This window comes from Streptomyces tatrensis (genome assembly GCF_049310065.1).
Classification (GTDB): Bacteria; Actinomycetota; Actinomycetes; order Streptomycetales; family Streptomycetaceae; genus Streptomyces.
On record NZ_JBMDLB010000011.1, the window covers coordinates 1081796 to 1105054 of the forward strand.

18 protein-coding genes are annotated in these 23259 nt (G+C 72.0%); 6 read left to right on the forward strand and 12 right to left on the reverse strand.

The genetic code is table 11. From position 1 onward, the window contains the following. Positions 1-229: 229 nt before the first annotated feature. The gene (locus ACODT5_RS20485) at positions 230-1657 is read left to right on the forward strand and encodes a PP2C family protein-serine/threonine phosphatase (RefSeq protein ID WP_422520764.1); all 1428 of its coding nucleotides are present in this window, start codon (positions 230-232) and stop codon (positions 1655-1657) included. Between the two features lie 89 nt (positions 1658-1746). Here the strand turns inward: ACODT5_RS20485 and ACODT5_RS20490 are convergent, their stop codons facing one another. Then, on the reverse strand, positions 1747-3228 hold the full coding sequence (locus ACODT5_RS20490) for a DNA-binding protein NsdB (protein WP_422520765.1): 1482 nt from the start codon (positions 3226-3228) through the stop codon (positions 1747-1749). A gap of 230 nt (positions 3229-3458) precedes the next feature. Between ACODT5_RS20490 and ACODT5_RS20495 the strand changes: the two genes are divergently transcribed. Then, the gene (locus tag ACODT5_RS20495) at positions 3459-4583 is read left to right on the forward strand and encodes an aminoglycoside phosphotransferase family protein (protein ID WP_422520766.1); all 1125 of its coding nucleotides are present in this window, start codon (positions 3459-3461) and stop codon (positions 4581-4583) included. A 130-nt stretch (positions 4584-4713) separates the two neighbouring features. Further along, the gene (locus tag ACODT5_RS20500; RefSeq protein WP_422520560.1) at positions 4714-5607 is read left to right on the forward strand and encodes an IS982 family transposase; all 894 of its coding nucleotides are present in this window, start codon (positions 4714-4716) and stop codon (positions 5605-5607) included. Positions 5608-5626: 19 nt separating this feature from the next. On the opposite strand, the gene ACODT5_RS20505 is transcribed toward ACODT5_RS20500, so the two are convergent. Next, entirely contained in the window at positions 5627-6799 is a 1173-nt protein-coding gene (locus ACODT5_RS20505; protein WP_422520767.1) for an acyltransferase family protein, read from the reverse strand. A 449-nt stretch (positions 6800-7248) separates the two neighbouring features. Between ACODT5_RS20505 and kstD the strand changes: the two genes are divergently transcribed. Then, complete coding sequence (kstD, locus tag ACODT5_RS20510; RefSeq protein ID WP_422520768.1) at positions 7249-9045, forward strand: 3-oxosteroid 1-dehydrogenase; 1797 nt, start codon at positions 7249-7251, stop codon at positions 9043-9045. A gap of 35 nt (positions 9046-9080) precedes the next feature. On the opposite strand, the gene ACODT5_RS20515 is transcribed toward kstD, so the two are convergent. The 9 genes from ACODT5_RS20515 to ACODT5_RS20555 all read right to left on the reverse strand — a co-directional run bounded on the left by ACODT5_RS20515 (position 9081) and on the right by ACODT5_RS20555 (position 18858). After that, complete coding sequence (locus ACODT5_RS20515; protein ID WP_266911468.1) at positions 9081-9581, reverse strand: hypothetical protein; 501 nt, start codon at positions 9579-9581, stop codon at positions 9081-9083. A 449-nt stretch (positions 9582-10030) separates the two neighbouring features. Further along, positions 10031-12745 (reverse strand): ATP-binding protein, encoded by a 2715-nt coding sequence (locus ACODT5_RS20520; protein WP_422520769.1) that lies wholly within the window; start codon positions 12743-12745, stop codon positions 10031-10033. Between the two features lie 125 nt (positions 12746-12870). After that, positions 12871-13287 (reverse strand): ACT domain-containing protein, encoded by a 417-nt coding sequence (locus ACODT5_RS20525; protein ID WP_266911464.1) that lies wholly within the window; start codon positions 13285-13287, stop codon positions 12871-12873. A 71-nt stretch (positions 13288-13358) separates the two neighbouring features. Then, a complete protein-coding gene (locus ACODT5_RS20530) occupies positions 13359-13829 on the reverse strand; it encodes a hypothetical protein (RefSeq protein WP_422520770.1) in 471 nt (156 codons plus the stop codon). Between the two features lie 131 nt (positions 13830-13960). Further along, positions 13961-14188, reverse strand: a complete 228-nt coding sequence (locus tag ACODT5_RS20535; RefSeq protein WP_375949687.1) for a DUF397 domain-containing protein — start codon at positions 14186-14188, stop codon at positions 13961-13963. A 141-nt stretch (positions 14189-14329) separates the two neighbouring features. Continuing rightward, entirely contained in the window at positions 14330-15505 is a 1176-nt protein-coding gene (locus ACODT5_RS20540) for a thiolase domain-containing protein (RefSeq protein ID WP_266911458.1), read from the reverse strand. After that, positions 15502-16560 carry a thiolase domain-containing protein gene (locus tag ACODT5_RS20545; RefSeq protein WP_422520771.1) on the reverse strand — a complete coding sequence of 353 codons (1059 nt, stop codon included), beginning with the start codon at positions 16558-16560 and terminating at the stop codon, positions 15502-15504. The genes ACODT5_RS20540 and ACODT5_RS20545 overlap by 4 nt, the downstream gene beginning before the upstream one ends. Beyond that, positions 16560-17534 carry a Zn-ribbon domain-containing OB-fold protein gene (locus ACODT5_RS20550; protein ID WP_422520772.1) on the reverse strand — a complete coding sequence of 325 codons (975 nt, stop codon included), beginning with the start codon at positions 17532-17534 and terminating at the stop codon, positions 16560-16562. The genes ACODT5_RS20545 and ACODT5_RS20550 overlap by 1 nt, the downstream gene beginning before the upstream one ends. Before the next feature lie 523 nt (positions 17535-18057). After that, positions 18058-18858, reverse strand: coding sequence for a crotonase/enoyl-CoA hydratase family protein (locus ACODT5_RS20555; protein WP_422520773.1), 801 nt, complete (start codon positions 18856-18858; stop codon positions 18058-18060). A gap of 174 nt (positions 18859-19032) precedes the next feature. Here ACODT5_RS20555 and ACODT5_RS20560 point away from each other — a divergent pair, with 174 nt between their 5' ends. Then, positions 19033-20694, forward strand: a complete 1662-nt coding sequence (locus tag ACODT5_RS20560; RefSeq protein ID WP_422520774.1) for an acyl-CoA synthetase — start codon at positions 19033-19035, stop codon at positions 20692-20694. A gap of 138 nt (positions 20695-20832) precedes the next feature. Here the strand turns inward: ACODT5_RS20560 and ACODT5_RS20565 are convergent, their stop codons facing one another. Then, entirely contained in the window at positions 20833-21723 is an 891-nt protein-coding gene (locus tag ACODT5_RS20565; RefSeq protein ID WP_422520775.1) for an alpha/beta fold hydrolase, read from the reverse strand. 108 nt (positions 21724-21831) lie between these two features. Between ACODT5_RS20565 and paaK the strand changes: the two genes are divergently transcribed. After that, complete coding sequence (gene paaK / locus ACODT5_RS20570; protein ID WP_422520776.1) at positions 21832-23142, forward strand: phenylacetate--CoA ligase PaaK; 1311 nt, start codon at positions 21832-21834, stop codon at positions 23140-23142. The last annotated feature ends 117 nt before the right edge of the window (positions 23143-23259 follow it).

Sequence of the window (23259 nt, forward strand, 5' to 3'; positions counted from 1 at the left end):
AAGGGCCGGCGGGGTTTCCGCGCCGGCCCGTCGGTATGGGCTGACCGGATTCGTTCGCACACTCCAGGAGCACCGGAAGGCCTCGGGCATATGCCTGGTGCAAGTCCTCCACAGATGTTGCCAAACGCCTTACAGCCCGTCGCTCGCTGTGCCACAGTCGTCACCGGCCCTTCCTTCAGAACCGGTCCCTCCTCAGACTTGGCCGTGCCGCGCCTGTATCGGAGTTCAGATGCCGTCCCACCTGTACGCGGACCGCCCCGCGCAACCTCCCGAGCCAGGGTCGGTGGACGCGCTGATCTCGCAGACCCGACAGCTCCGGGGAGAAGTCGACGCCGTCCGCCGTGACACCGTCGTCGACGACGACGACGCGCAGGGCCGCTGGCAGCGCGCGCTCTGCGATCTCGCCGTCCACCACCTCGACGACCTCCGCGAGCACCTCGGCCAGCTCAAGGAGGGGCTGCCGCCCGCCTCGCCCGAATCGGCCGCCCTGCCGCAGGCCGCCCCCGAGACGGGGGCCGAGGCGCAGCAGACCAGGGTCGGCAGTGCCGAGTGGAACCTGCTGACCGATGAGGTCAGTTGGTCCGACGAACTCTTCCAGATCTTCGGCCGCTCCCCCGAGGCCGGCGCGCTGCCCCTCGACGAACTGGGTTCCGCCCTGTTCTCCGAGGACCAGCCGCTGCTGACCGCGATGGTGACCGCCTGTCTGGTGGACGGCAAGCCCATAGACGGCGAGTTCCGCATCGTCCGGACCGACGGCCGGGTCCGGACGCTGCACATGAGGGGCGAGCCGGTACTCGACTCCGACGGTTGCACGGCCTCCATGTGGGCCGTGCTGCGGGACGTGAGTGAACTGCGCCGGAGCCAGCGGGCGGTGCGCGAGTCCCGGGACTCGCTGCAGCGCCGGCAGGAGATCGCGCAGACCGAGCGCCGGCTGGCGGTCGAGCTGCAGGAAGCCGTGCTCCCCCCGTGGCGCGGCTCCCTGCGGTTCCCGCACGACAACACCAGGGCGCTGGACGTCGCGGCGCACTATCTGCCCTCCGCGACCAGCGCGCTCATCGGCGGGGACTGGTACGACGCGCTCGAACTCCCCGGCGGGCACTCGATGCTGACGGTGGGTGACCTCACCGGACACGGGGTGACCGCGACCTCCGGCATGGCGATGATGCTCGGCGCCCTGCGCGGGATGGCCATGGCCGGCATCGAGCCGGGCCCGCTGATGGGCTGGCTCAACCAGCTCCTGGAGACCTCCGTCCAGCCCGCGCTGGGATCCGCGGTGTGCTGCCGCTACGACCCCGCGCGCCGGGTGCTGTCCTGGGCCCAGGCCGGACACCCCGCCCCGCTGCTGTTCCGGCGCGGCCAGGGCCGTTCGCTGCTGCCGCCCGAGGGCGTCCTGCTGGGAGCGACCTCCGGAGCCACGTACGGCCAGGCCGAGGAGCGGCTCGAGATCGGCGACGTACTCGTCCTGCACACCGACGGACTGACTCCGCGCAGCATCGAGTTCAGCAAGGCCGACGGGACCGAGCGACTGCTGGCGCTGGCACCGCACTTCTCCGCCGCCCGGTCCTCACAGGACTGCGTGCGCCTGGTGATCGGGGAGTTCGGCGAAGGCGAGCGCGAGGACGACGCCTGCGTGCTGGTGGCCCGGATCGGCTCGTAGCGAGCTACGGGCCAGGGCGATCCGCGGGACTCAGGGCCGCGCCGGAAGGCGCGGCCTTATCCGTCCTCGGCTCCGGGCGGTCACCCGTCTCAAACCGACCGCGCCACGGGGCTGTTCGGGAGGGCCAGCTTGATCTCCTCGCGGAGCTCCTCGATGCCGGCGAATCCCGAGTACTGGCCGGTCAGCCGGTACATCTCGCGCAGCCGGTCCCATGTCCGGTGCGAGGAGGTCTCGTTCATCGAGACCAGCGCCAGGCGGGCGTAGCGGTCCGCCTGTTCCGGGTCGTCGGCGATGAAGCAGGCGGAGGCCATCGAGATGTAGTCGAAGATCTTCGAGCGCTGGTGGCCGTCGGCCCGCAGCCGCAGGGCCTCCTGCGCGTGCTGCTGCGCGACGGTCGCCGCCGAGGGGTCGTGGTCGGCGAGGGTACGGAAGGCCAGCGCCTGCATGCCGTGCAGATCGGCCTCGTCGAAGTGCTGCATCCATGACGGCGGCGGCACGTCTCCCGAGGTGGACACGAACAGGTCCTCGGCCTCGCCCAGGGTGCGGCGCATGGCCTGCCCCTTGCCGAGCGCGGCCTGCGCCCAGGCCTCGATGGTGTGGAGCATGGCGCGGGTGCGGGGCAGCGTCTGCTCGCCGGAGCCGGACTGTGCCAGCTTCATCAGGTCGAGGGCCTCGTTCGGCTTCCCGAGGTGGACCATCTGACGGGCCGCGCGGGAGAGCGCCTCGCCCGCGCGCGGCCGGTCGCCGCCCTCGCGGGCCGCGTGCGCGGCGATGACGAAGTACTTCTGCGCGGTGGGCTCCAGGCCCACGTCGTGGGACATCCAGCCCGCCAGGACCGCCAGGTTGGCCGCCACCCCCCAGAGCCTGCGCTGGAGGTGGTCGGGGTGGTGGTACGCGAGCATGCCGCCCACCTCGTTGAGCTGTCCGACCACCGCCTTGCGCTGGAGGCCGCCGCCTCTGGAGGCGTCCCAGGCGCGGAAGACGTCCACCGAGCGCTCCAGCGCCTCGATCTCCTGGGAGCCGATGGGCGCGGCCTCGTAGCGGTCGTAGCCCGCCGAGTCGGCCTGGAAGGCATCGGTGTGGCGGTGCGCGTCCTTCGCGCGGGCGGGGTCGGTGTGGAGCCAGTCGTGCATGGCGTTGCCGATGGCGGAGCCGGCGGTGAGCACGGCACCCGCGCTCATCAGACCGCGACGGTTGAGCATGAGGTCCATTCCCGTGAATTCGGTGAGGACCGCGGCTGTGCGTTCGGGCGCCCAGGGCATTCCGTCGGGATTCTCCTGCTCCCCGTCCGGTTGCCTTTTGGCGGTGCGCCGTTGTCGTACGAACCCGAGGTCCTCGATGGTCACGACACGACCGAGCCGCTCGGTGAACAGTGCTGCCAGTACCGTGGGCACCGGTTCGCGCGGGGTCTCCCCCATGTCGATCCAGCGCCGCACCCGCGAGGTGTCGGTGGCCAGCTGGTGGTGGCCCATCGAGGCCGCCTGCCGGTTGACCATCCTCGCCAGTTCGCCCTTCGACCAGCCGGCCAGGCCGAACAGGTCGTTCAGACGGGTGTTTGGACCTTTGCTCACGTCAAGCCCCCAGGTTCTCGGCTGAGTTGACAGTAACCCCCCGTCAGATGCCGAGCGACTATTCGCCAGGGTTCGCCAGGGCACGCAATGTGGTCCGCCACCCACGCCGGGGTGTCAGGTAGGAATGCGCCTCCCCGACCCGGTCACCGGCGGAACTCCCCAGGGTGATGCACGGGATCCGGCGGGGCGGCGTATGCAACTCGTCGGCGCACGAAGGGATCCGTAACGCCATGTACGCAGCCACGTCCTCCGTGTCCGCCCCGGTCCGGCCGCACCGCACGCTCCCCGCGGGCGGCGGCCCCTACCTCGAACCCGGCCGCTCCGCGGCCCCGGCGCAGGGCGCCGTTCGGGCTCGGCGGATGCCGGGTACCGGATCGCAGCCGCTCAGCGGGAGAATCGACCTGTCGGGCCCCCAGGGGGCGCAGTTGCGCACCGCACTGGCCTCCGTGCAGCGCATCTGTCCGGAGTTCGCGCCGGTCCAGGTCCTGCGCCGCAGCGGCCGTTCGGTCCTGCTGGTGGGAACCACCGGACGGATGACGGCCGTCGCGAAGGTTTTACTGGATCACTCGCCCGAGTGGCGCGAGCGGTACCGGCACGAAATAGCGACGTACCGGACGTTCGTCCGGCACCGCCCGCAGGTACGGGTGCCGCGGCTGATCGCCGCCGATCCGGAGAACTGCGTACTGATCGTCGAGCGGATGGCCGGCCGGGTCGCCGCGCTCCAGCGGCATCCGGTGGAGGCCCCGCCGCGGGCCGACCTGAGGGCGGCACTGGGAGCGGTGCGCCAGGTGAACGGCTGGCGGCCCGCCGACGAGCTGTTCGGGCGGCCGCTGGACTACGACCGGCGGATCGCCCGGGACTACCAGCTGGGCCTGCTGACCGACCGTGACTTCGGCGACCTGCAGAAGCTGCTGCACGGCGTGAAGATGTCGGGCAACCCCTGGCAGTTCAACCACGGCGACGCGCTGCTGTCGAACTTGCTGCTCTCCCCGACGGGTCCCGTGCTCCTCGACTGGGAGCACGCGGGCTGGTACCGGCCGGGCTACGACCTGGCCACCCTGTGGACGGTACTGGGCGACGCCCCCTCGGCACGCTCCCAGATCAGCCGCCTGGCGCAGGCGGCCGGACCGGCCGCGCGGGACGCGTTCCTGGTCAACCTGATGCTGGTGCTGACCCGGGAGATCCGGATGTCGGAGACGGCCGTGCAGCGCTCGATGCTGGCGACCGCCCCGACCCAGGCGCTGCCGGCGGGCTCCCTGTCCTCGGGCGAGGAGCAGCGCCTGCTGCTGCGCCGCCTGCACGACGACGCGGGCATGGCCCGCAGGGCGGTCCGGGCGGCGGTGGGCACGCGCTGACCCCCGCCGCCCGGCGGTCCCGTCGGCCCTGCTCCGCCGGGCCCCCAGGTCGTCCCTTCCGACCTAGACGAGTCATTCCGAATGCTGACGGTGTGTTCGGGAACGCAGACAGGGCGTCCAAGATCGTTGTGTGACGAACAACCTAGACGCCCTGCTGACCGCACTGTACGTGAAGATCGACGACGAGATCGGAGGCACCCGATGGCTGGGCCGGCCTCCACGGTTGACGGACTCCGAGCTCGTCTGCCTCGCCGTCGCGCAGGCACTGCTGGGCTTCACCTCGGAGTCGCGGTGGCTGCGGTTCGTGGACTCCCGCCTGGGTGCGATGTTCCCGTACGTGCCCAGGCAACCGGGCTGGAACAAGCGGCTGCGGGCTGCGTTGCCGCTGGTCAAGAAGGCGATACGGCTGCTGGCCGCCGATACGGACTTCTGGTTCGACAACCACTGGATCGTCGACTCCACCCCGGTGGAATGCGGCCGCTCGCGTCCAACCGTGAAACGGTCGGACATGGCCGGCTGGGCTGGATACGGGTACTGCGCCAGCCACAGCCGGTTCTTCTGGGGCCTGCGCCTGTTCCTGGTCTGCACCCCGACCGGCATGCCGATCCTGTGGGCCCTGGCGAACCCGAAGATCGATGAACGCGAGGTACTGACGGCGATGCTGGACCGCGAACCGGAAGCGGTCACCGACCGGCCGGGGCTGCTGATGATCTCCGACAAGGGCTTCGCCTCCAAGGAGTTCGAGTCCGATCTGGCACTGCGGGGAGCCGAGTTGCTGCGGCCGTCGTTCAAGCGGGAGAAGAAGCGCAAGGGCGAGGGTCTGCTGAAGTCGGTGCGGCAGCTGATCGAGTCGGTCAACGACACCCTCAAGGGCCAGCTCGACCTGGAACAACACGGCGGGCGAACCTTCGAGGGTGTCGCCGTCCGCGTCGCCCAGCGCATCCTCGCGATGGCCGCCGCGATCTGGCACAACCACAAGACCGACCAGCCGATCACGCGCTCACTCATCGCCTACGACCACTGATCACATCGGAATGACTCGTCTAGCCGACGGGACTGCCGACGGGAACGTCCTGCTCCTCCGACCGCCTGGCGGCCGGGGAGTGGCGTTCGACGTCGAGGCTGGCGCGGGGGCGCTTGCGGGCGGGAGTGTTGCGGCGCACGTCGTCCACCCCGCGCCGCATCGCGTCGCGGAGCCACTTGCTGGCGGGGCGTTCCACGAGCCGGTGGATCAGCCAGGCGACGACCATCATCAGGACGGTCACCGAGACCAGGAGGACCGCCGCGGGCACGTCGTTGCGGAAGTGGTGGATCAGCGTCATCCCGACGTACATGTGGATGAGGTACAGCGGGTACGTGAGCGCCCCGGCGGTCGACAGCCACTTCCACTGCACCTTGTCGAAGGCGCCCAGTGCGATCGCGGCGATCACCGCGAAGCCGGCGATCACGATCAGCCGGACGGGCCAGGTGGGCAGCAGGTTGGCCGCGACCTTGCCCAGGCTGCTCTCCATTCGGTAGTGCAAGTAGCGCTGGGACAGCAGCAGCTGCATCACGACGATCCCCCACAGCATGGGGTTCGAGCCGTAGCGGCGCATGAGGTAGAAGGCGATGCCGGCGATGAAGAACGGCGCGTACACGGGCATCGCGAAAGCCGCCAGCAGGGGAGAGCCGAGCGAGGGCGCCAACGCCGCGGCCACGGTCCAGACCCCGCAGAAGATGACCATGTTGCGGTAGGTGACTCCGCAGAGGACGACGATCGCCATCAGCACGTAGAACTTGAGCTCGACGAAGAGCGTCCAGTAGACGTCGTCGACGTTCCGGGTGTTGTTGCCGGCCTGCAGCATCGTCAGGTTGACGATGACGTCGTCCCAGCCGCGTATGGAGTGGATCTCCGGCCACGCCTTCACGACCAGCGCGGTGAAAGGCACGGCGACCCAGTAGGCCGGGAAGAGCCGGGAGACCCGCGATATGGCGAAGTCGCCGACCGTGCGCCCCCAGACGCTCATGCAAATGACGAAGCCGCTGACCAGGAAGAAGATTTCAACCCCGAGCCACCCGAACTGGGCGAAATGGTGGAGGGTCGGAAATATCGTGGTCGGGTCGTGCCCCCAGGGGCGACTCAGAGCTGCGTAGTGGTACAGGACCACCATCAGGGCGGCGACGAGGCGGAGCCCGTCGAGGGCCGCAAGTCTGGTCTTGAGCCCAGGCTGGGGCATGGTGGATCCTCCGTGCCGCCACCGGCGACACCCTGAAGTGAGAGAGAAGCCCCCGACGGGTACATGGACGCAAACCCATGTGTTACCTGTGGGAAACTTGTGTGCGGGACATATTCTCACGGAATCTAAAGAATTCGAATGTGACGACGGACATGACAACGGACAGGGAGAGGGCCCCTTACCGAAAGGGCCCGTAGCCCCTCTGACGGAGCCGCCCGCACGGCGGACTCCACGCCCGGCCGGTGACGTGACCCGGGCCCGGCGGCCCGGCCCCAGAAGTCCCGTGGTGCGCACATCCGGTGCGTGCACCACGGGATTTCCCGTGTCCGCTCCGGGCGTGCGACTGGCGCGTATGCCTTGACTTCACATGATCCCCCGAAGACCTTTTCTGACTCAGCATCAGAATGCTGGAGCCGTCCCCTCACTCCCCTCTCCGCTGGAGCCTGCCCATGACCGCGAGAACCGCCTCCTCAGCGAGTCCCGAACCACACGGTGCCCTCCCCTCCCGCCGGACGGTCCTCGCCGGGACCGGCGCCGGGGTGCTCGCCGCCACCGTGCTGCCGGCCGCCGTCGCGCATGCCGCGGACGGGCCCGCGCTCGGCGAGTACGACGTCGTCGTGGTCGGCTCCGGGGCTGCCGGGATGACCGCCGCGCTCACCGCGGCCAAGCGGGGCCTGAGCGTGCTGGTGGTCGAGAAGGCCCCGACCTTCGGCGGTTCGGCCGCCCGGTCCGGCGCCGGGATCTGGCTGCCCAACAACTCGGTGATCCTGGGCGCGGGCGTCCCGGACACCCCGGCGAAGGCGGCGCAGTACCTGTCGGCCGTCGTCGGCAGCGGCTCCTCCGCGGACCGGCAGGCGGCCTTCCTGTCCAACGGGCCGCGGATGCTGGACTTCGTGATGGCCAACAGCCCGCTGCGCTTCCGCTTCATGGACGGCTACAGCGACTACTACCCGAACCTCCCCGGCGGACTCCCGAACGGCCGCTCCATCGAGCCGGACCAGATCGACGGGAACATACTCGGCGCCGAACTGGCCCACCTGAACCCGGCGTACATGCCCGTGCCGGCCGGAATGGTGGTGTTCAGCCAGGACTACAAGTGGCTCAACCTCGCCGCCGTGAGCGCCAAGGGGCTCGCGGTGTCCACCGAATGCCTGGCGCGCGGTACGGCGGCCGCGCTGTGCGGGCAGAAGCCGCTGACCATGGGCCAGGCCCTGGCGACCGGCCTGCGGGCCGGGCTGCTGCAGGCCGGGGTCCCGGTGTGGCTGAACAGCCCGCTCGTCGACCTGGTCCAGGAGGGCGGCGCCGTCACCGGCGTGGTGGTGGAGAAGGAGGGCGTACGGGGCGTGGTGCGGGCCCGCAAGGGCGTGGTCATCGGCTCGGGCGGCTTCGAGCACAACGCGGAGATGCGGGCCCAGTACCAGCAGCAGCCGGTCGGCACCCAGTGGTCGGTCGGCGCCAAGGAGAACACGGGCGACGGGATCCGGGCCGGCCAACGGGCGGGCGCGGCACTGGCGTTGATGGACGACGCCTGGTGGGGTCCGTCGATCCCGCTTCCGAACGAACCGTACTTCTGCCTGGCCGAACGGACCCTGCCCGGGGGCCTGATGGTCAACGCGAAGGGCGCCCGCTTCGTCAACGAGGCCGCCCCGTACAGCGATGTGGTGCACGTGATGTACGAGAAGGACCGGAGCGCCACCGGCTCGCACATTCCGGCGTGGCTGATCGTCGATCAGAACTACCGCAACAAGTACCTGTTCAAGGACATCCTGCCGACGCTCGTCTTCCCCGACTCCTGGTACCAGGTGGGCGCCGCGAAGAAGGCGTGGACCTGGGACGCCCTGGCCAACCAAATCGGGGTGCCGGCCGCCGCCCTGCGCTCGACGCTCAACCGGTTCAACGGCCAGGCGTGGAACGGCACCGACCCCGACTTCCACCGGGGCGACACCGCGTACGACCACTACTACACGGACCCGGGCGTGACGCCGAACTCCTGTCTGGCCCCGATCTGGGCGCCGCCGTTCTACGCCTTCAAGATCGTGCCGGGCGACCTGGGCACGAAGGGCGGCATCGTCACGGACGCGCGGGCCCGCGCACTGCGCGCGGACGGGTCCGTGATCCGGGGCCTGTGGGCGGCGGGCAACGCGAGTGCGGCCGTGATGGGCCACAGCTACGCGGGGGCCGGGTCGACGATCGGTCCCGCGATGACGTTCGGCTACGTGGCCGCGAACGACATCGCGGACGCGTGACGGCTGCGGCCGGCCCTGCCGGCTAGCCCTGCCGGTTAGCCCTGCTGGAAGAGCTCGGCCGGGAGCGGCTTCAGCAGCGCGTAGAGGTCGTCCGTGATCGGGCGGTCCCAGCTCGCGATGGTGACCAGCACGTTGTCGCTGCGGTCGAACTGCACGCAGCTGATCCGGCTCTCGGAGAGCTTGACCTTCCGGACGATGAGGAGGTTGTCGCCCTGCATGACGGGGCAGTCCTCGGCACCGGTGACCTCGACGTCCTCGTCGTTCTCGAGGGCGTCGAGGAGCTGGGCCACCTCGAAGGGGACCTGGCCCTCGGAGAGGTCGCGCGCGGGGGAACCCTCGGGGAGGTTTCCGATGATCATTGCGGGACCGCGTCCGCCGAACAGGTCGTAGCGGAGGAAGACACCCTGGCAGCTGCCGTCGGGTGCGGGCAGCAGCCCGGCCCCGAGATTGCCCGGCCAGTCCCCCGGGTCCATGGCCAGGACGTCGAAGTCCGGGCCGGCGGGTGTGGCGGCGCGGTGGCGGCGGAGGAAGGACATGCCGCCATGGTACGTGCCCCGCCACGTTTATCGGCCCTCCACCCCCTTACCCGGGGCCCGGCCCCGGCCCCGGATGCGCCGCTGCGCGGAGCGAAGTCCGCGCGGCAACCTCTCGCCGCTGCGCGGGACGAAGTCCCCTCCCCGCCCTTCGCCCGTTCCCCGGGCTCTGCCCGGACCCCGGTCCTCAAGCGCCGGACGGGCTGGAAGGGGTACCGGGCTGCGCCCGGACCCCCTGGGGCTCCGCCCCAGGCCCCGCGCCTCAAACGCCGGCGAGGCTGAAACGGCGCTCCGCGCCATCCAGCACGCACCGGCCACATCCAGCCCCGCCGGCGTTTGAGGCGCGGGGTCCGGGGCGGAGCCCCGGGGAACGGGCGAAGGGCGGGTAGGGGACCTCGCCCCGCAGGGCCACCCCCAGTCCCGGCGGGCCCGTCAACGCACCGGGGCTCCGGTCAGCGCACCGGGGCCGGGGCGGCGTCGGGCACGGAGCCACCCGGCAGCGTGCCACCGCGGGCGAGCAGCCCGTCCGTGGTGGTGGCCACCAGGCCGTCCGCCCCGCAGGCCCGGGCCGCCACCACCGCACGCAGCAGGATCTCGGTGTCCCCCCGCGCCTCCCCCAGCGCGGCCAGCGCGAGCGCCAGCTCGTAGGCCGCCGGCGAAGCCGACAGGACGGACACGGCCTCCTCCAGGAGGGCGGCCCGATCCTGGGGCGAAGCCACCTCCGCGGCCACCCGCAGGGCCTGGCCGATGCCGGACGCGGCCCCGAAGGCGCGGGCCCGGCGTACGGCCTCCTCTGCCAGCTCCCGCGCACGCGCCGGGTCCTCCGCGGCCACCGCGCGGGCCAGGTGGAGCCGCCAGGGGCACCAGGACGGGTTCTGGATGCCCCGGGGGGTCAGCCGCCGGTCCACCGCCTCCAGCTCCGCCGCGGCGGCCTTCGCCTGGCCGCGGGCCAGCAGCAGTTCCGCGTAGACGGTCTGGGAGTCGGGGAAGACGACGGCCGCGGGGAAGGGCTCCCCGTACTCGTGCTCGCGGACCAGTTCCCAGGCCTCGTCCACCCGCCCCCGCGCGAGCAGGGTGGTGATGAGGATCGCGATGGAGTACCAGTGCACGGGCGTACGCCGCCCGACGCGCTCGGCGAGACGGAGCCCGGCCCGCGCCAGCTCCTCCGCCTCGGCCAGCCGCCCCCTGCGGTAGCGGATGTAGGCGCGCAGGCTGTAGGCGAAGGACAGGTGCGCTCCGCGCCAGCCCTGCCGCTCGAACTCGGCGGTGCCGGCCTCGAACAGTTCCTCGGCCCGCTCCGGCCGGTCGGCGTACATGTGCACCATCGCGACGAGCACCGGGACCTCGAAGCCCCGGTCGGCGTACGCCCAGCTGAACTCGGTTTCCAGGACCCGCCCGGCATGGTGGAGGACCACGTCGACCGGCTCCCCGCGCAGGCAGGCGTCCCAGGCGCGCAGCCCGATGACGTACCGCTCGGTGAGGTCCCGCCCGCTCAGCCGGTCCGCGAGCTTCGCGAGCCGCCGGGAGCGCGCCGGGGAGTCCCGCTCGGCGGCGTTGAAGGCGTCCCACATGAACTGTTCGGACTGCAGGCGCAGGCGGCCGCGTACGTCCTGGGTGTGGGGGATCTCCCGCGCGAGGCATTCCGAGGCGTCGGCGAGCCGGTCGCTGTGCGAGAGGACCTGGGCCAGCCGGATGACGATGCCCTGGCGCAGCGCCGGGTCCTCGAAGGGCTCCGCGAGGGCGGCGCGCAGGTGGTTGACGGTGTTGGCGGGCTCGGTGAGCAGGGAGGCGCAGCCCAGTTCGTATAGGACGGCCGCCCGCTCGTCGAAGTCCGGGGGTTCGCGCAGGGCCCGTGCCAGCTGGCGGCGGGCGGCTTCGGGGGCGCCGGCCCGGAGGTTCTCGCCGGCTGCCTCGCGCAGGGTGCGCACCACCCAGGGGTCGTTCTCGGGGTGGGTCTCGAGCAGGTGCCGGGCCGCGGCGGAGGGCCCGAGTCCCGCGTCGACCACGGCCGCGGCGGCCTTTCCGTGCAGGGCGACGCGCAGGGCGTCGGGGATCGCGCGGTATATGGCGGTGGCGATGAGGGGGTGCACGAACTCCAGCCCGGCCGCGCCCGCTTCGCCGGCGCCCGCTTCCTCGGGGGCGGCCGACAGGATGCGGGCGTCGCGCAGCCGCCCGGTGGCGTCGACGGTTTCCTCGGTGCCGAGTCCGGCGACGCGGGCGGCGAGTTCCCGGGGGATGTCGGTGCCGAGGACGGCACAGGCCCAGGCGAAGCGGACGGTGGAGGGGCCGAGGCTGTGCAGGCGGGCGACGAGGCCGCTGCCGCGCTGGGCGGCGGCGAGGTCGCGCAGCAGCGGGGCGCTGGCTTCGACGGGGGCGAGGCCCTTGTCGCGGACCTTCGCGGTGAGCTCGACGGCTTCGAAGGGGTTGCCGGTGGTGACGGCCCAGGCCTCGCGGCAGAACGCCTCGTCGGCGTGTTCGCCGACGGCTTCGCGGACCAGGCCGGAGACGGCCTCGGCGGTGAGCGGTGCGAGGCTCAGCGGGCGGTGTCCCGCGCGGCCGGGCAGCGTACGGAAGGCCTCGGCGTGCGCGGGCAGTTCGTCGGGGCGGTAGGCGACGACGAGGAGGAGGGGGAGGTGTTCGGCGCGCGGGGCGAAGGCGGCGAGCCAGGAGAGGGATTCGGGGTCGGCCCAGTGGGCGTCGTCCAGGACGAGGGCGACGGGGGCGCGCTGCACGACGAGGTGGGTGAGGACCCAGTCGAGTCCGTCGCGCAGGCCCTGGGGGTCGGGCGGGGCGCCCTGTTCGGCCGCGCAGAGGCCGAGGGCGGGGCCGACGATGGAGTACCAGCTGCCGAGGGCTTCGCGCAGTTCGGCGTCGGAGGTGCCGGCCAGTTGGGGCTGGATGAGCTGGCGGGCGACGTGGAAGGGCTGGCTCTGCTCCTGTTCGCCGCCGCGGGCGGCGAGGACGGTGCAGGCCTTGGTGTGGGCGCGGCGGCGGACTTCGCCGAGGAGCGCGGTCTTGCCGAGGCCGGCGGGTCCGGAGAAGGCCAGCAGGGCTCCGCCGGCGTCGGGGCCCGGGTCCGTGAGCTGGTCCAGGGCTTCGTCGACGGCGGTGAGCTCGGTGTCGCGCTCGAACATCGTGCGCCGCTTGCGGGTCCGGCGTTCCGTCATGGCTGGTACCCCCCAGGCCTGTTCGGGGGTTCAGCGTACGCCCGCGTACGCGCCCGGGAAGCCCTGTGCGGCAAATAGAGCTGATCTTCTTTCGGGGGGAGCCGCCCTGTGCTATTCCCGGCCGGTCAGTCCTGCGCGGAGCGTTCCGCGAGCGCTTCCAGGACGGCCACGGCCTCGTCGGCCCGGGCGGCGTCCACGAAGAGGTGGTCGTGGTGGTAGCCGGCGATGACGTTGCAGCTCAAGCCGTGTGCGCCGAGTTCGGTGGCGAAGGCCGCAGTGAGGCCGACGGCGTCGAGGGAGGAGTGGACGCGCAGGGTGATCCAGCCCGCGGTGTACGTGTACGGGAGCCCGGCCCCGTCCGCGTCCTCCTGGCTCAGCACGAGGGTGAGCCCCTCGGGTTCCAGGACGGAGGCGACGGGGGTGAGCCCGGCCAGGGCCTCCGGGTCGGTGTCGCCGGGGATGGTGCAGAACACGTACAGCCCGTCGTTCAGTTCGGGCCGCATTCCGCTCAGCAGCTTCCGCAGGTCGTTTTCTCCGCTCATGCCCCTACCGTACCGGTCATCCCGTTATGGCCGGTACGACACTGCTGGGGAACCCGTACGGCGCCCCCGGGTCAGTCGCCCTCGTAGAGCCTGCGGTGCCACCAGGCGCGCGGACGGCCGCTCCAGTCCACCCACCCCCCGGCGGACGGGACCGGGTGCGGGAGCGTCCGGCGGCGGAACTCCTCGTCCAGGCCCCGGAGCACGCGGCCCAGTGCGGTGCGGGCGGCGGGCGGCAGGGCCCGGTACAGGTCGCCCAGGTCGTCCCGGACGACGGCGACGTCGTCGCGTGCGCAGCCGGGGCAGGCCGGGCACTCGGAGGGGACCAGGAGCAGGGGGCTGCCGGGACCGCTCAGGAAGGTCCGGTACCGGCTCAGCAGGTCCACGATCTCGTAGCCCCGTCCGGGCCGGACCCAGTGCGCGGCAGCGGCCGCGGCGGGCGGCAGCCGGTCCACGGGCGGGAGTTCCCATGCCCAGGCGGGCGGTCGGCGGTCCTCGTACGTTCCTCGTTCGGCGCGCAGGGCGCCGGGCCGTCTACGCGGCATCGCCCTTTCGGCGGGTGATCGTCATGGCGGCCATGGTGCCGTGACCCTCCGGGTCCGGCAAGGGATTTACGGGGCCCACCGGGGGCGGCGGCTCCGCGCCCGGTGGTGCGCCGCGACCCCGCACAAGCAGCCTAGGTGAGGTCGAACTCCCCGCCCCGCGCGTTCAGGACGAACTTGCGCCACTCGTCCGGCGCGAAGATCAGCGAGGGGCTTTCAGGGCGGTCGCCGTTGCGCATCGCGATGAACCCCTCCACGAAGGCGATCTGGACGTCACCGGCCCCCCGGCTGCTCGACTGCCAGTCCGCCTCGGTCAGGTCGAGGTCCGGCTTTCCCCAGCCGGCCGGCGCCTTCGAAGTCATGCTCTCTGCCACGTGCGTGCTCCTCCCGGTACTCCCGGTTCGTCGTCCCGGGGCCAGGTTAGCCATCGCACGCCGTGCCGCACAGGCCACGGTGCGTCACTCGTGGCCGGTGCGGCACCCCGCCCGGAATCCGGTTTCCGCTCAGGAGCCCGGCTGCTCCGCTCCCACCAGCCACATCGCGAAGAACTGCGCCCCGCCGCCGTAGGCGTGGCCCATCGCCCGCCGGGCGTCCGGGACTTGGTGCTCCCCCGCCTGACCGCGCACCTGGAGGGCCGCTTCCGCGAAGCGGATCATCCCGGAGGCGCCGATGGGGTTGGTGGACAGCACGCCGCCCGACGGGTTGACGGGCAGGTCCCCGTCGAGCTCCGTGACTCCGGCCTCGGTGAGCTTCCAGCCCTCGCCCTCGTCGGCGAAGCCGAGGTTCTCCAGCCACATCGGCTCGTACCAGGAGAACGGCACGTACATCTCCACGGCGTCGATCTCCCGGCGCGGATCGGTGATGCCCGCCTGCCGGTAGACGTCGGCCGCGCAGTCCTTGCCCGCCTGCGGGGACACGAAGTCCTTCCCCGCGAAGAGGGTCGGCTCGCTGCGCATCGCCCCGCCGTGCACCCAGGCCGGCGGTTTCGGCGAACGGGCCGCGCCCGCGCGGTCGGTGAGGATCATCGCGCACGCGCCGTCGGAGGAGGGGCAGGTCTCGGAGTACCGGATCGGGTCCCACAGCATCGGGGACGCCTGCACCTTCTCCAGGGTGATGTCGTGCTCGTGCAGGTGCGCGTACGGGTTCTTCAGCGCGTTGCGGCGGTCCTTGTACGCGACGAGCGAGCCGACCGTGTCGGGGGCGCCGGTGCGCCGCATGTACGCGCGCACGTGCGGGGCGAAGAACCCGCCGGCCCCCGCCAGCAGCGGCTGCTGGAAGGGGACGGGGAGGGAGAGCCCCCACATGGCGTTGGACTCGGACTGCTTCTCGAAGGCGAGGGTCAGCACGGTGCGGTGGACCCGGGCGGCGACCAGGTTGGAGGCGACCAGCGCCGTGGAGCCGCCCACCGAACCGGCCGTGTGCACGCGGAGCATGGGCTTGCCGACGGCGCCGAGGGCGTCCGCGAGGTACAGCTCCGGCATCATGACGCCCTCGAAGAAGTCGGGGGCCTTGCCGATGACGACCGCGTCGATGTCCGCCCAGGTCAGCTCGGCGTCCGCGAGCGCCCGTGCGGCGGCTTCGCGTACCAGTCCCGCGATGGAGACGTCGTGGCGGGCGGCCACGTGCTTGGTCTGGCCGATGCCGACGATGGCCACCGGCTCCTTGCCCGTCGTGCTCATGCTCGGTCCCCTTCCAGGACGGCGACCAGGTTCTGCTGGAGGCAGGGGCCGGAGGTGGCGTGCGCGACGGCCCGGTCGGACTCGCCGCGGTGGATGCGGGCGGCCGCCTCGCCGATCCGGATCAGGCCGGCGGCCATGATCGGGTTGGCGGCGAGCGCTCCGCCGGAGGGGTTGACGGCGACGTCCCCGCCGAGTCCGAGGGCCTTGCGGAGCACGACCTCCTGGGAGGAGAAGGGCGCGTGCAGTTCCGCGGTGTCCACCGGGGCCTCGAACACGCCCGCGTGCTCGGCGGCGATCCGCGTCGACGGGGAGTCGGTGAGGTCGCGCAGCCCCAGGCTGTGGGCCTCGATGCGGTGGTCGATGCCGGTGATCCACGCGGGCCGCTCGCACAGCCGGCGTGCCACGTCCCCGGCGGCCAGGATGACGGCGGCCACGCCGTCGCCGATGGGCGGGCAGTCACCGGTGCGCAGCGGGGCGACCTGGTACTCGCCCTGCGGGACCGCTCCGCTGAGCTGGGCGTGCGGATTGGCTTCCGCCGAGGCCCGGCTGCGGGCGCCGATCGCGGCGAGCCCGGCTTCGTCGGTCTCGCCCGCGTCGATGAGCGCCCGGGCCTGGAGGGCGGCCAGGGCCACCGAGTCGGGCCAGAGCGGAGCCACGTAGTACGGGTCGAGCTGGCGGGTCAGCACGTCGCGCACCGACCCCGGCGAGGACTTCCCGTACGAGTAGACGAGCGCGGTGTCGGCCTCGCCGGTCTGGATCTTGACCCAGGCCTCGTAGAGGGCCCAGGCGCCGTCCATCTCCACGTGCGATTCGGAGATGGGCGGCCAGGCGCCGACCCCGTCGAGGGTCATGGTGAAGGAGAAGGCCCGGCCGGCGAGGTAGTCGCTGGAGCCGGAGCAGGTGAAGCCGATCTCGCCCGCCTTCAGCCCGGTGGCGGCCAGCACTTGGTGCAGGACGGGCATGACCATCTCGACTTCGCTGACCTCGTCGGTCCGGCGCAGGTGGTCGCTCTGTGCGAAGGCGACCACCGCGACCTCACGGGCGTATCGGGCCATCAGATGAGCTCCTTGTACACGTCGTAGTCCGCGTCCGGCTCTCCGGTGGGGCGGTAGTGGTCGGGGTAGCGCCCGCCCTCGGTCCAGACGGGTTCGACGCGCAGGCCCATCCGCACCTGGTCGTACGGGATGCCGCCGATCCGGCCGTGGAGGGCGAGGCCGGCGCCGTCCAGGGCGATGTGGGCGTAGACGTAAGGCACTTCGATGTCGAGGTTCTTGGCCTTGATGTTGACGATGCAGTAGGTGGTGACGGTGCCGGCCGGCCCGACCTCGACCCGGTCGGTCGTCGCCACCCCACAGGTGGGGCAGGCGCCGCGCGGAGGCACGTACACCTTGTGACAGGAGGGGCAGCGCTCGCCGATGGTCTTCTGCTCGGAGAGCCCGGCGATGTACGCGGTCTGCGCGCGGCCGGGGCTGTACGAGTAGTCCAGGCGGGCCGCGGCGACGATCCCGGTGACGGCATCGGCGAACTCCCCGCTGTGCGGGGTCGTTGGCACGCTCTGCTCCCCGTCCCCGGCGGTCCCTGCCTCGGGCTCGAAGCAGGCGATGTCGGTGATCGCGCCGGTCCGCTCCGCCGCCCACCGCACGCGGACCCGCATGCCGGTGGCGACCGCCTCGGGCCCGGGGGCGTCGAGGGCGTGCAGGATCGCCGTGTCGGCTCCGTCGAGGCGGACGAGCACCCAGGCGAAGGGGGTGGACAGGGGCTGGTTGGGGCGCGGCGAACCGTTCCAGGCCCAGGTGGTGACGGTCCCGGTGGCGCCGACCTCGACCAGGTCGCGGATCTCCTCGGCGGTGACGGGGTCGTACTCGACGGGCGGCACCATCACCTTGCCGTCGGCGGTCGTGACCCCGAGGACGACCCCTTCGCGCAGCCCGGTGAGGAAGGCGCTCTGCACGGGGCCGAGGGAGCGGGTGAAGGGGAACTCGACGACGAGGGGTGCGCGGAGTATCTCGGGTGGCGACGCGGCTGTCATGGGTGGGTCTCCGATGTGAGGGGTTACGAGAACGGGTGGGACGGATGGTGCCGCCGGGCGTTTCCGGTACTGCCGGGCGTATCCGGTGCCGGCGGGCGTATCCGGTGCCGGCGGGCATATCCGGCGCTGCCGGACGTATCCGGTCCCGCCGGGCACGCCCAGTGCCGCCGGGCATATCCGGTGCCGCCAGACACATCCGGCACTGCCAGGCACATCCAGTGCCGCCGGGCACATCTGGTGCCGCCGGGCGAAAATCCAGCCCCGCCGGCGTTTGAGGCGCGGGGGTCCGGGGGCTGGCCCCCGGCAACGGCGCCGCACCCGCCCACCCAGCACACCGGAACCGCCAGGGCCGATCCAGCCCCTCCGGCGCTTGAGGAGCGGGGTCCGGGGCCGAGCCCCGAAATCCAGCCCCTCCGGCGCTTGAGGAGCAGGGGACCGGGGGCCGGCCCCCGACGACGGCGCCGCACCCGGCTCCCGAACCGGCCCCACCGGAACGGGTGGCCCCGGCGCGGGCACGCGCAAACTACTCCCGCCGATACACCGCGGGCCGCTTCTCCGCGAAGGCCCGCGCCCCCTCCTTGGCGTCGGCCGTGTCGAAGATCGGCCACCCCCGCAGGAGTTCGGAGGCGAGCCCCTCCGACTCCGTCATCTCGGCCGTCTCGTAGACGGAGGCCTTCACCGCCTCCACCGCCAGCGGCCCGCACGCGTTGATCTTCTCCGCGATCTCCAGCGCAGCGGCCAGCGCCGTCCCGTCCGGCACCACCCGCCCGACGAGCCCGATCCGCGCCGCCTCCTCGGCCGCGTACGGCCGCCCGGTCAGCAGCATCTCCAGCGCGTGCGTCCGCGCGATCTGCCGCGGGAGCCGTACCGTCGAGCCGCCGATCGGGAAGAGCCCCCGCTTGACCTCGAACAGGCCGAAGGTGGCGCCCTCCCCCGCGACCCGGATGTCGGTCCCCTGGAGGATCTCCGTACCGCCGGCCACGCAGTAGCCCTCGACCGCCGCGATGATGGGCTTCCGCGGCCGGTGGTGGCGCAGCATCGCCTTCCAGTGCAGGTCCGGGTCGGCCTTCAGCCGGTCCCGGTACTGGTCGCCCGCCATGCCCTTGCCGGCCAGCGCCTTCAGGTCCATGCCGGCGCAGAAGTCCCCGCCGGCCCCCGTCAGCACCACCGAGCGGATCGTGTCGTCCGCGTCGGCTTCCAGCCAGCCGTCGTACAGCCCCACCAGCAGCGGCAGCGAGAGCGCGTTCTTCGCCTCGGGCCTGTTCATGGTGAGCACCAGCGTGGCTCCGTGGCGTTCCACGGTCAGGTGTTCTGTCCCACCCATTGCCGTCCTCCCGTCTCAAGACCTAGAACAGGTTGCAGGAGGGGCCGGTGCAGTTCAATAGTTTTCTGACACCCAGTCAGATTTCTTGGGCGGTCCCCTTCCCTGTTGGGGTTGGCGACGCTCTAATGACCGCCGAGCAGACCAGCCATGGGATTTTCTGGGTCAGGAGGACCGGTGGAGTACAACATTGCCGACCTGTTCGAGTCGGTCGTGGACGTGGTCCCGGACCGCGAGGCCCTCGTGTACGTGGACCACCCCGGGACCGGCGCCGAGCGCCGCCTCACGTACGCGGAGCTGGACGCGGCGGCGAACCGCATCGCGCACCATCTGCTGGACAGCGGCCTGAAGGCCGGTGAGCACCTGGGCCTGCACCTCTACAACGGCATCGAGTACCTCCAGACCGTCCTCGCCTGCCTGAAGGCCCGCCTGGTACCGGTGAACGTGAACTACCGGTACGTGGAGGAAGAGCTCGTCTACCTCTACAACGACGCCGACCTCGCCGCGCTCGTCTTCGAGGGCGAGTTCACCGAACGGGTCGCGGCGGCCCTCCCGCAGACGACGAAGCTCCGTCACCTGATCCGCGTCGGGCCGACCCCCGAGGGCGCCCCGGAGCCCTCGATCGCACCGGTCGCGTACGCCGACGCGGAGGCGGCCGGCTCGCCGGAGCGCGGATTCCCGCCCCGCTCCCCCGACGACCTGTTCATCATCTACACCGGCGGCACGACCGGTATGCCCAAGGGCGTCATGTGGCGGGCGGAGGACCTCTTCTTCGCCGGCCTCTTCGGCGGCGAGCCGACCGGCGAACCGGTGAAGCGGCCGGAGGAACTGGCCGAGCGGGTCGCGTCGAAGGGGGCCGGGCTGACCTTCTTCCCCGCGCCGCCGCTGATGCACGGCACGTCCACGCTGACGTCCTTCATCGCCTTCAACTACGGGCAGCGGGTGGTCATCCACCGCAAGTACGCGCCCGAGGAGGTACTGCGGACGATCGAGAAGGAGAAGGTCTCCAGCGTCTCGCTGGTGGGCGACGCCATGCTGCGCCCGCTCATCGACGCCCTCAACGGACCGCTGAAGGGCACCGACCTGTCCTCCCTCTTCAGCGTCTCCTCCTCCGGCGCGATCATGTCGGAGACGGTGCGCGCCGAGTTCCAGGCGCTCGTGCCGAACGTGATGCTCCTGAACAACTTCGGTTCCTCCGAATCCGGGTCGAACGGCCGCGCGACGAACGACTCCAGCCCGGAGAAGGGCTTCCGGCTGGAGGTCAACGAGCGGACGCAGGTGGTCGACCCGGTGACCCACGAGCCGGTGCCGGTCGGCGAACCGGGACGGCTCGCGCAGCGCGGGTACGTACCGCTCGGCTACTACAACGACCCCGTCAAGACCGCCGAGACCTTCTTCCAGAAGGGGTCCGAGCGGTGGGTGTTGCTCGGTGACATGGCGACCGTGGACGAGCAGGGCATCGTCACCGTCCTCGGCCGCGGCTCCCAGTGCATCAACACGGGCGGCGAGAAGGTGTATCCGGAGGAGGTCGAGCAGGCGCTGAAGTCCCACCCGGACGTCTACGACGCCCTGGTCGCCGGGGTCCCGGACCCGAAGTGGGGCAGCCACGTGGCCGCGGTGGTCGAGGTCCGGTCGGGCGCGGCCGAGCCGACGCTGGACGAGATACAGGCCCACTGCCGCACCAAGCTGGCGGGCTACAAGATCCCGCGCCAGCTCGTCATCGCCCCCGCCATCCAGCGCTCCCCGAGCGGCAAGGCGGACTACCGGTGGGCGAAGTCGGTGGCCACGGAGGCGGACGCGGACACCGACGCCGGCACTGGTGCGGACACCGCGAACTGACCCGGCGCTGAGCACGCCCTGCGGGCCGGGACCCATCAGGGTCCCGGCCCGCGGGCGTGTTCGCACACACCTCCCGGTCGCGGGCGTGCGGCCCGGCAGCTCGGCAGCTCGGCAGCTCGGCAGCTCGGCAGCCCACGCTCAGGCCCCGGTGGCCAGGAACCTCTCGACCCGGGCCGCGAACCACGGCGCATCGTCCAGCCACGGGAAGTGCCCACCGCCCGGCTGTACGTCGACGACGCCCCGCACGAAGAGCTGCGCGAGCCTGGCGGCGAGGGCCGGGGAGGGGTTCGAGTCCAGCTCCCCGGCGAGGACCAGCGCCGCTCCGGTGAAGCGGCCCAGCGCGGACCGGGTGGCGGGCGGGTCGAAGGCGCCCGGGGCGGCGAAGCCGGCGGAGGCCTCGGCGTTCTTCTGGACCGGACTCAGTGCGGCGTGGGCGCGCGCCGTCTCGTCCCAGCGCCCGTAGGCGAGCGGCATCGCCGCCGCCCAGTCGGCCTCGTCGGCGACCCCTCCGGCGGCGAGGGCGGCGAGGGCCCGGCCGTAGGCCGCGATGGCCGTGTCGTAGGGCTCGCCGCCGGCCCTCCGGCGGACGTCCGCGAGGCGGGTTTCCGGGGACTCCGCGAGGTCCACCGCCCAGCTGGTCGGCGTGATCAGGGCCAGTCGGCGCACCCGTCGCGGGTGCGCAGCCGCGTAGAGCAGGGCCAGGTTGCCGGACGCGGAGTGGGCGAGCAGGTCGGCGCTCTCCAGGCCGAGGTGGCGACGCAGCGCCTCGACGTCGGCGACCTGGTGGTCGACCCGGTACGTCGCCGGATCGACCGGAAGCGCGGAGCCCCCGGTGCCCCGCAGGTCGAACATGACCAGCCGGCGGCCCGCGGCCAGTCCGCCGAGGTCGCCCAGGTAGGCGGAGGCCCGCATGGCGCCGCCGGGGAGGCACAGGAGCGGCTCGCCTTCGCCCTGGACGTGGTACGCGAGTTCGGTTCCGTCGTAGGTGGTGAAAGTAAAGCTGCAGGTGGAAGGGGTGGAGGTCGACATGGACGCAATCTCAGCAGACGATCACTCGTTCGAGTAATTGATTTGGCCGCTGCCGTCCGGCAATCTACCGAATGATCGGTCGGTTGAATCGGACAAGGGGTGGGCGGCATGGGTACGTACACACAGGGCCACGACGGCGGCGCCGACGAGGGCGAGCGGATGGGCCGGGACGAGCTGGCGGCGCTCCAACTGACCCGCCTGCGGGCGAGCTTGCGCCGGGCCTACGACCGGGTGCCCTTCTACCGGCAGGCCTTCGACAAGGCCGGCCTGCATCCCGACGACTGCCGCTCCCTCTCCGATCTGGCCCTGTTCCCCTTCACCACCAAATCCGATCTGCGCGACCAGTACCCCTTCGGCATGTTCGCCGTACCGCGCGCCGAGGTCCGCCGCATCCACGCCTCCAGCGGGACGACGGGCCGCCCGACCGTCGTCGGTTACACGGACGGGGACCTGTCCACCTGGGCGGACGTCGTCGCCCGCTCGATCCGCGCCGCGGGCGGGAGGCCCGGCCAGATCGTCCACATCGCCTACGGGTACGGCCTGTTCACTGGAGGCCTGGGCGCGCACTACGGCGCGGAGCGCCTGGGCTGTACGGTCGTGCCCGCCTCGGGCGGGATGACGGACCGGCAGGTCCGGCTGATCGAGGACTTCCGGCCGGAGGTCATCATGGTGACCCCCTCCTACATGCTGACCCTGCTGGACGAGATGGAGCGCCAGGGCATCGACCCCCGCGCCACCTCCCTCCGTACGGGGATCTTCGGGGCCGAGCCGTGGACCGAGGAGATGCGCCGCGAGATCGAGGAACGGCTGAACATCGACGCGGTGGACATATACGGGCTCTCGGAGGTGATGGGCCCGGGTGTCGCCTCGGAATTCGCCGAGACCAAGGACGGCCTTCACATATGGGAGGACCACTTCTATCCGGAGGTGGTCGACCCGCTGACGGGCGCCGTACTGCCCGAGGGCGAGCCCGGGGAGCTGGTCTTCACCTCGCTCACCAAGGAGGCGATGCCCATCGTCCGCTACCGCACCCGGGACCTGACACGGCTGCTTCCCGGCACCGTCCGACCGGCCTTCCGCCGGATGGAGAAGATCACCGGCCGCAGCGACGACATGATCATCCTGCGCGGGGTGAACCTCTACCCCACCCAGATCGAGGAGATCCTCCTGCGGACCCCGGCCCTGGCTCCACACTTCCAGCTCCGGCTGACCCGGCAGGGGCGGCTGGACGCCCTGACCGTACGGGTGGAGGCGCGCCGCGAGAGCGATGCCGGCCAGCGGGAGGCCGCGGCGGCCTCGGTGGTGCGGGCCGTCAAGGAGGGGGTCGGAGTCTCGGTCGCGGTGGAGGTGGTGGATCCGGAGACCCTGGAGCGGTCGGTCGGCAAGATCAAGCGCCTGGTGGACCTCCGGGAGGCCTGAGCCCGAGCCCGAGCCCTGTCCATGGCCCTGGCCCTGGCTCGGGCTCGGGCCCGGGCCCGGGCCCGGGCCCGAGCGCTGCCGGCCTCACACGGGACGGGAGGGCGCCCCCGACGGGGG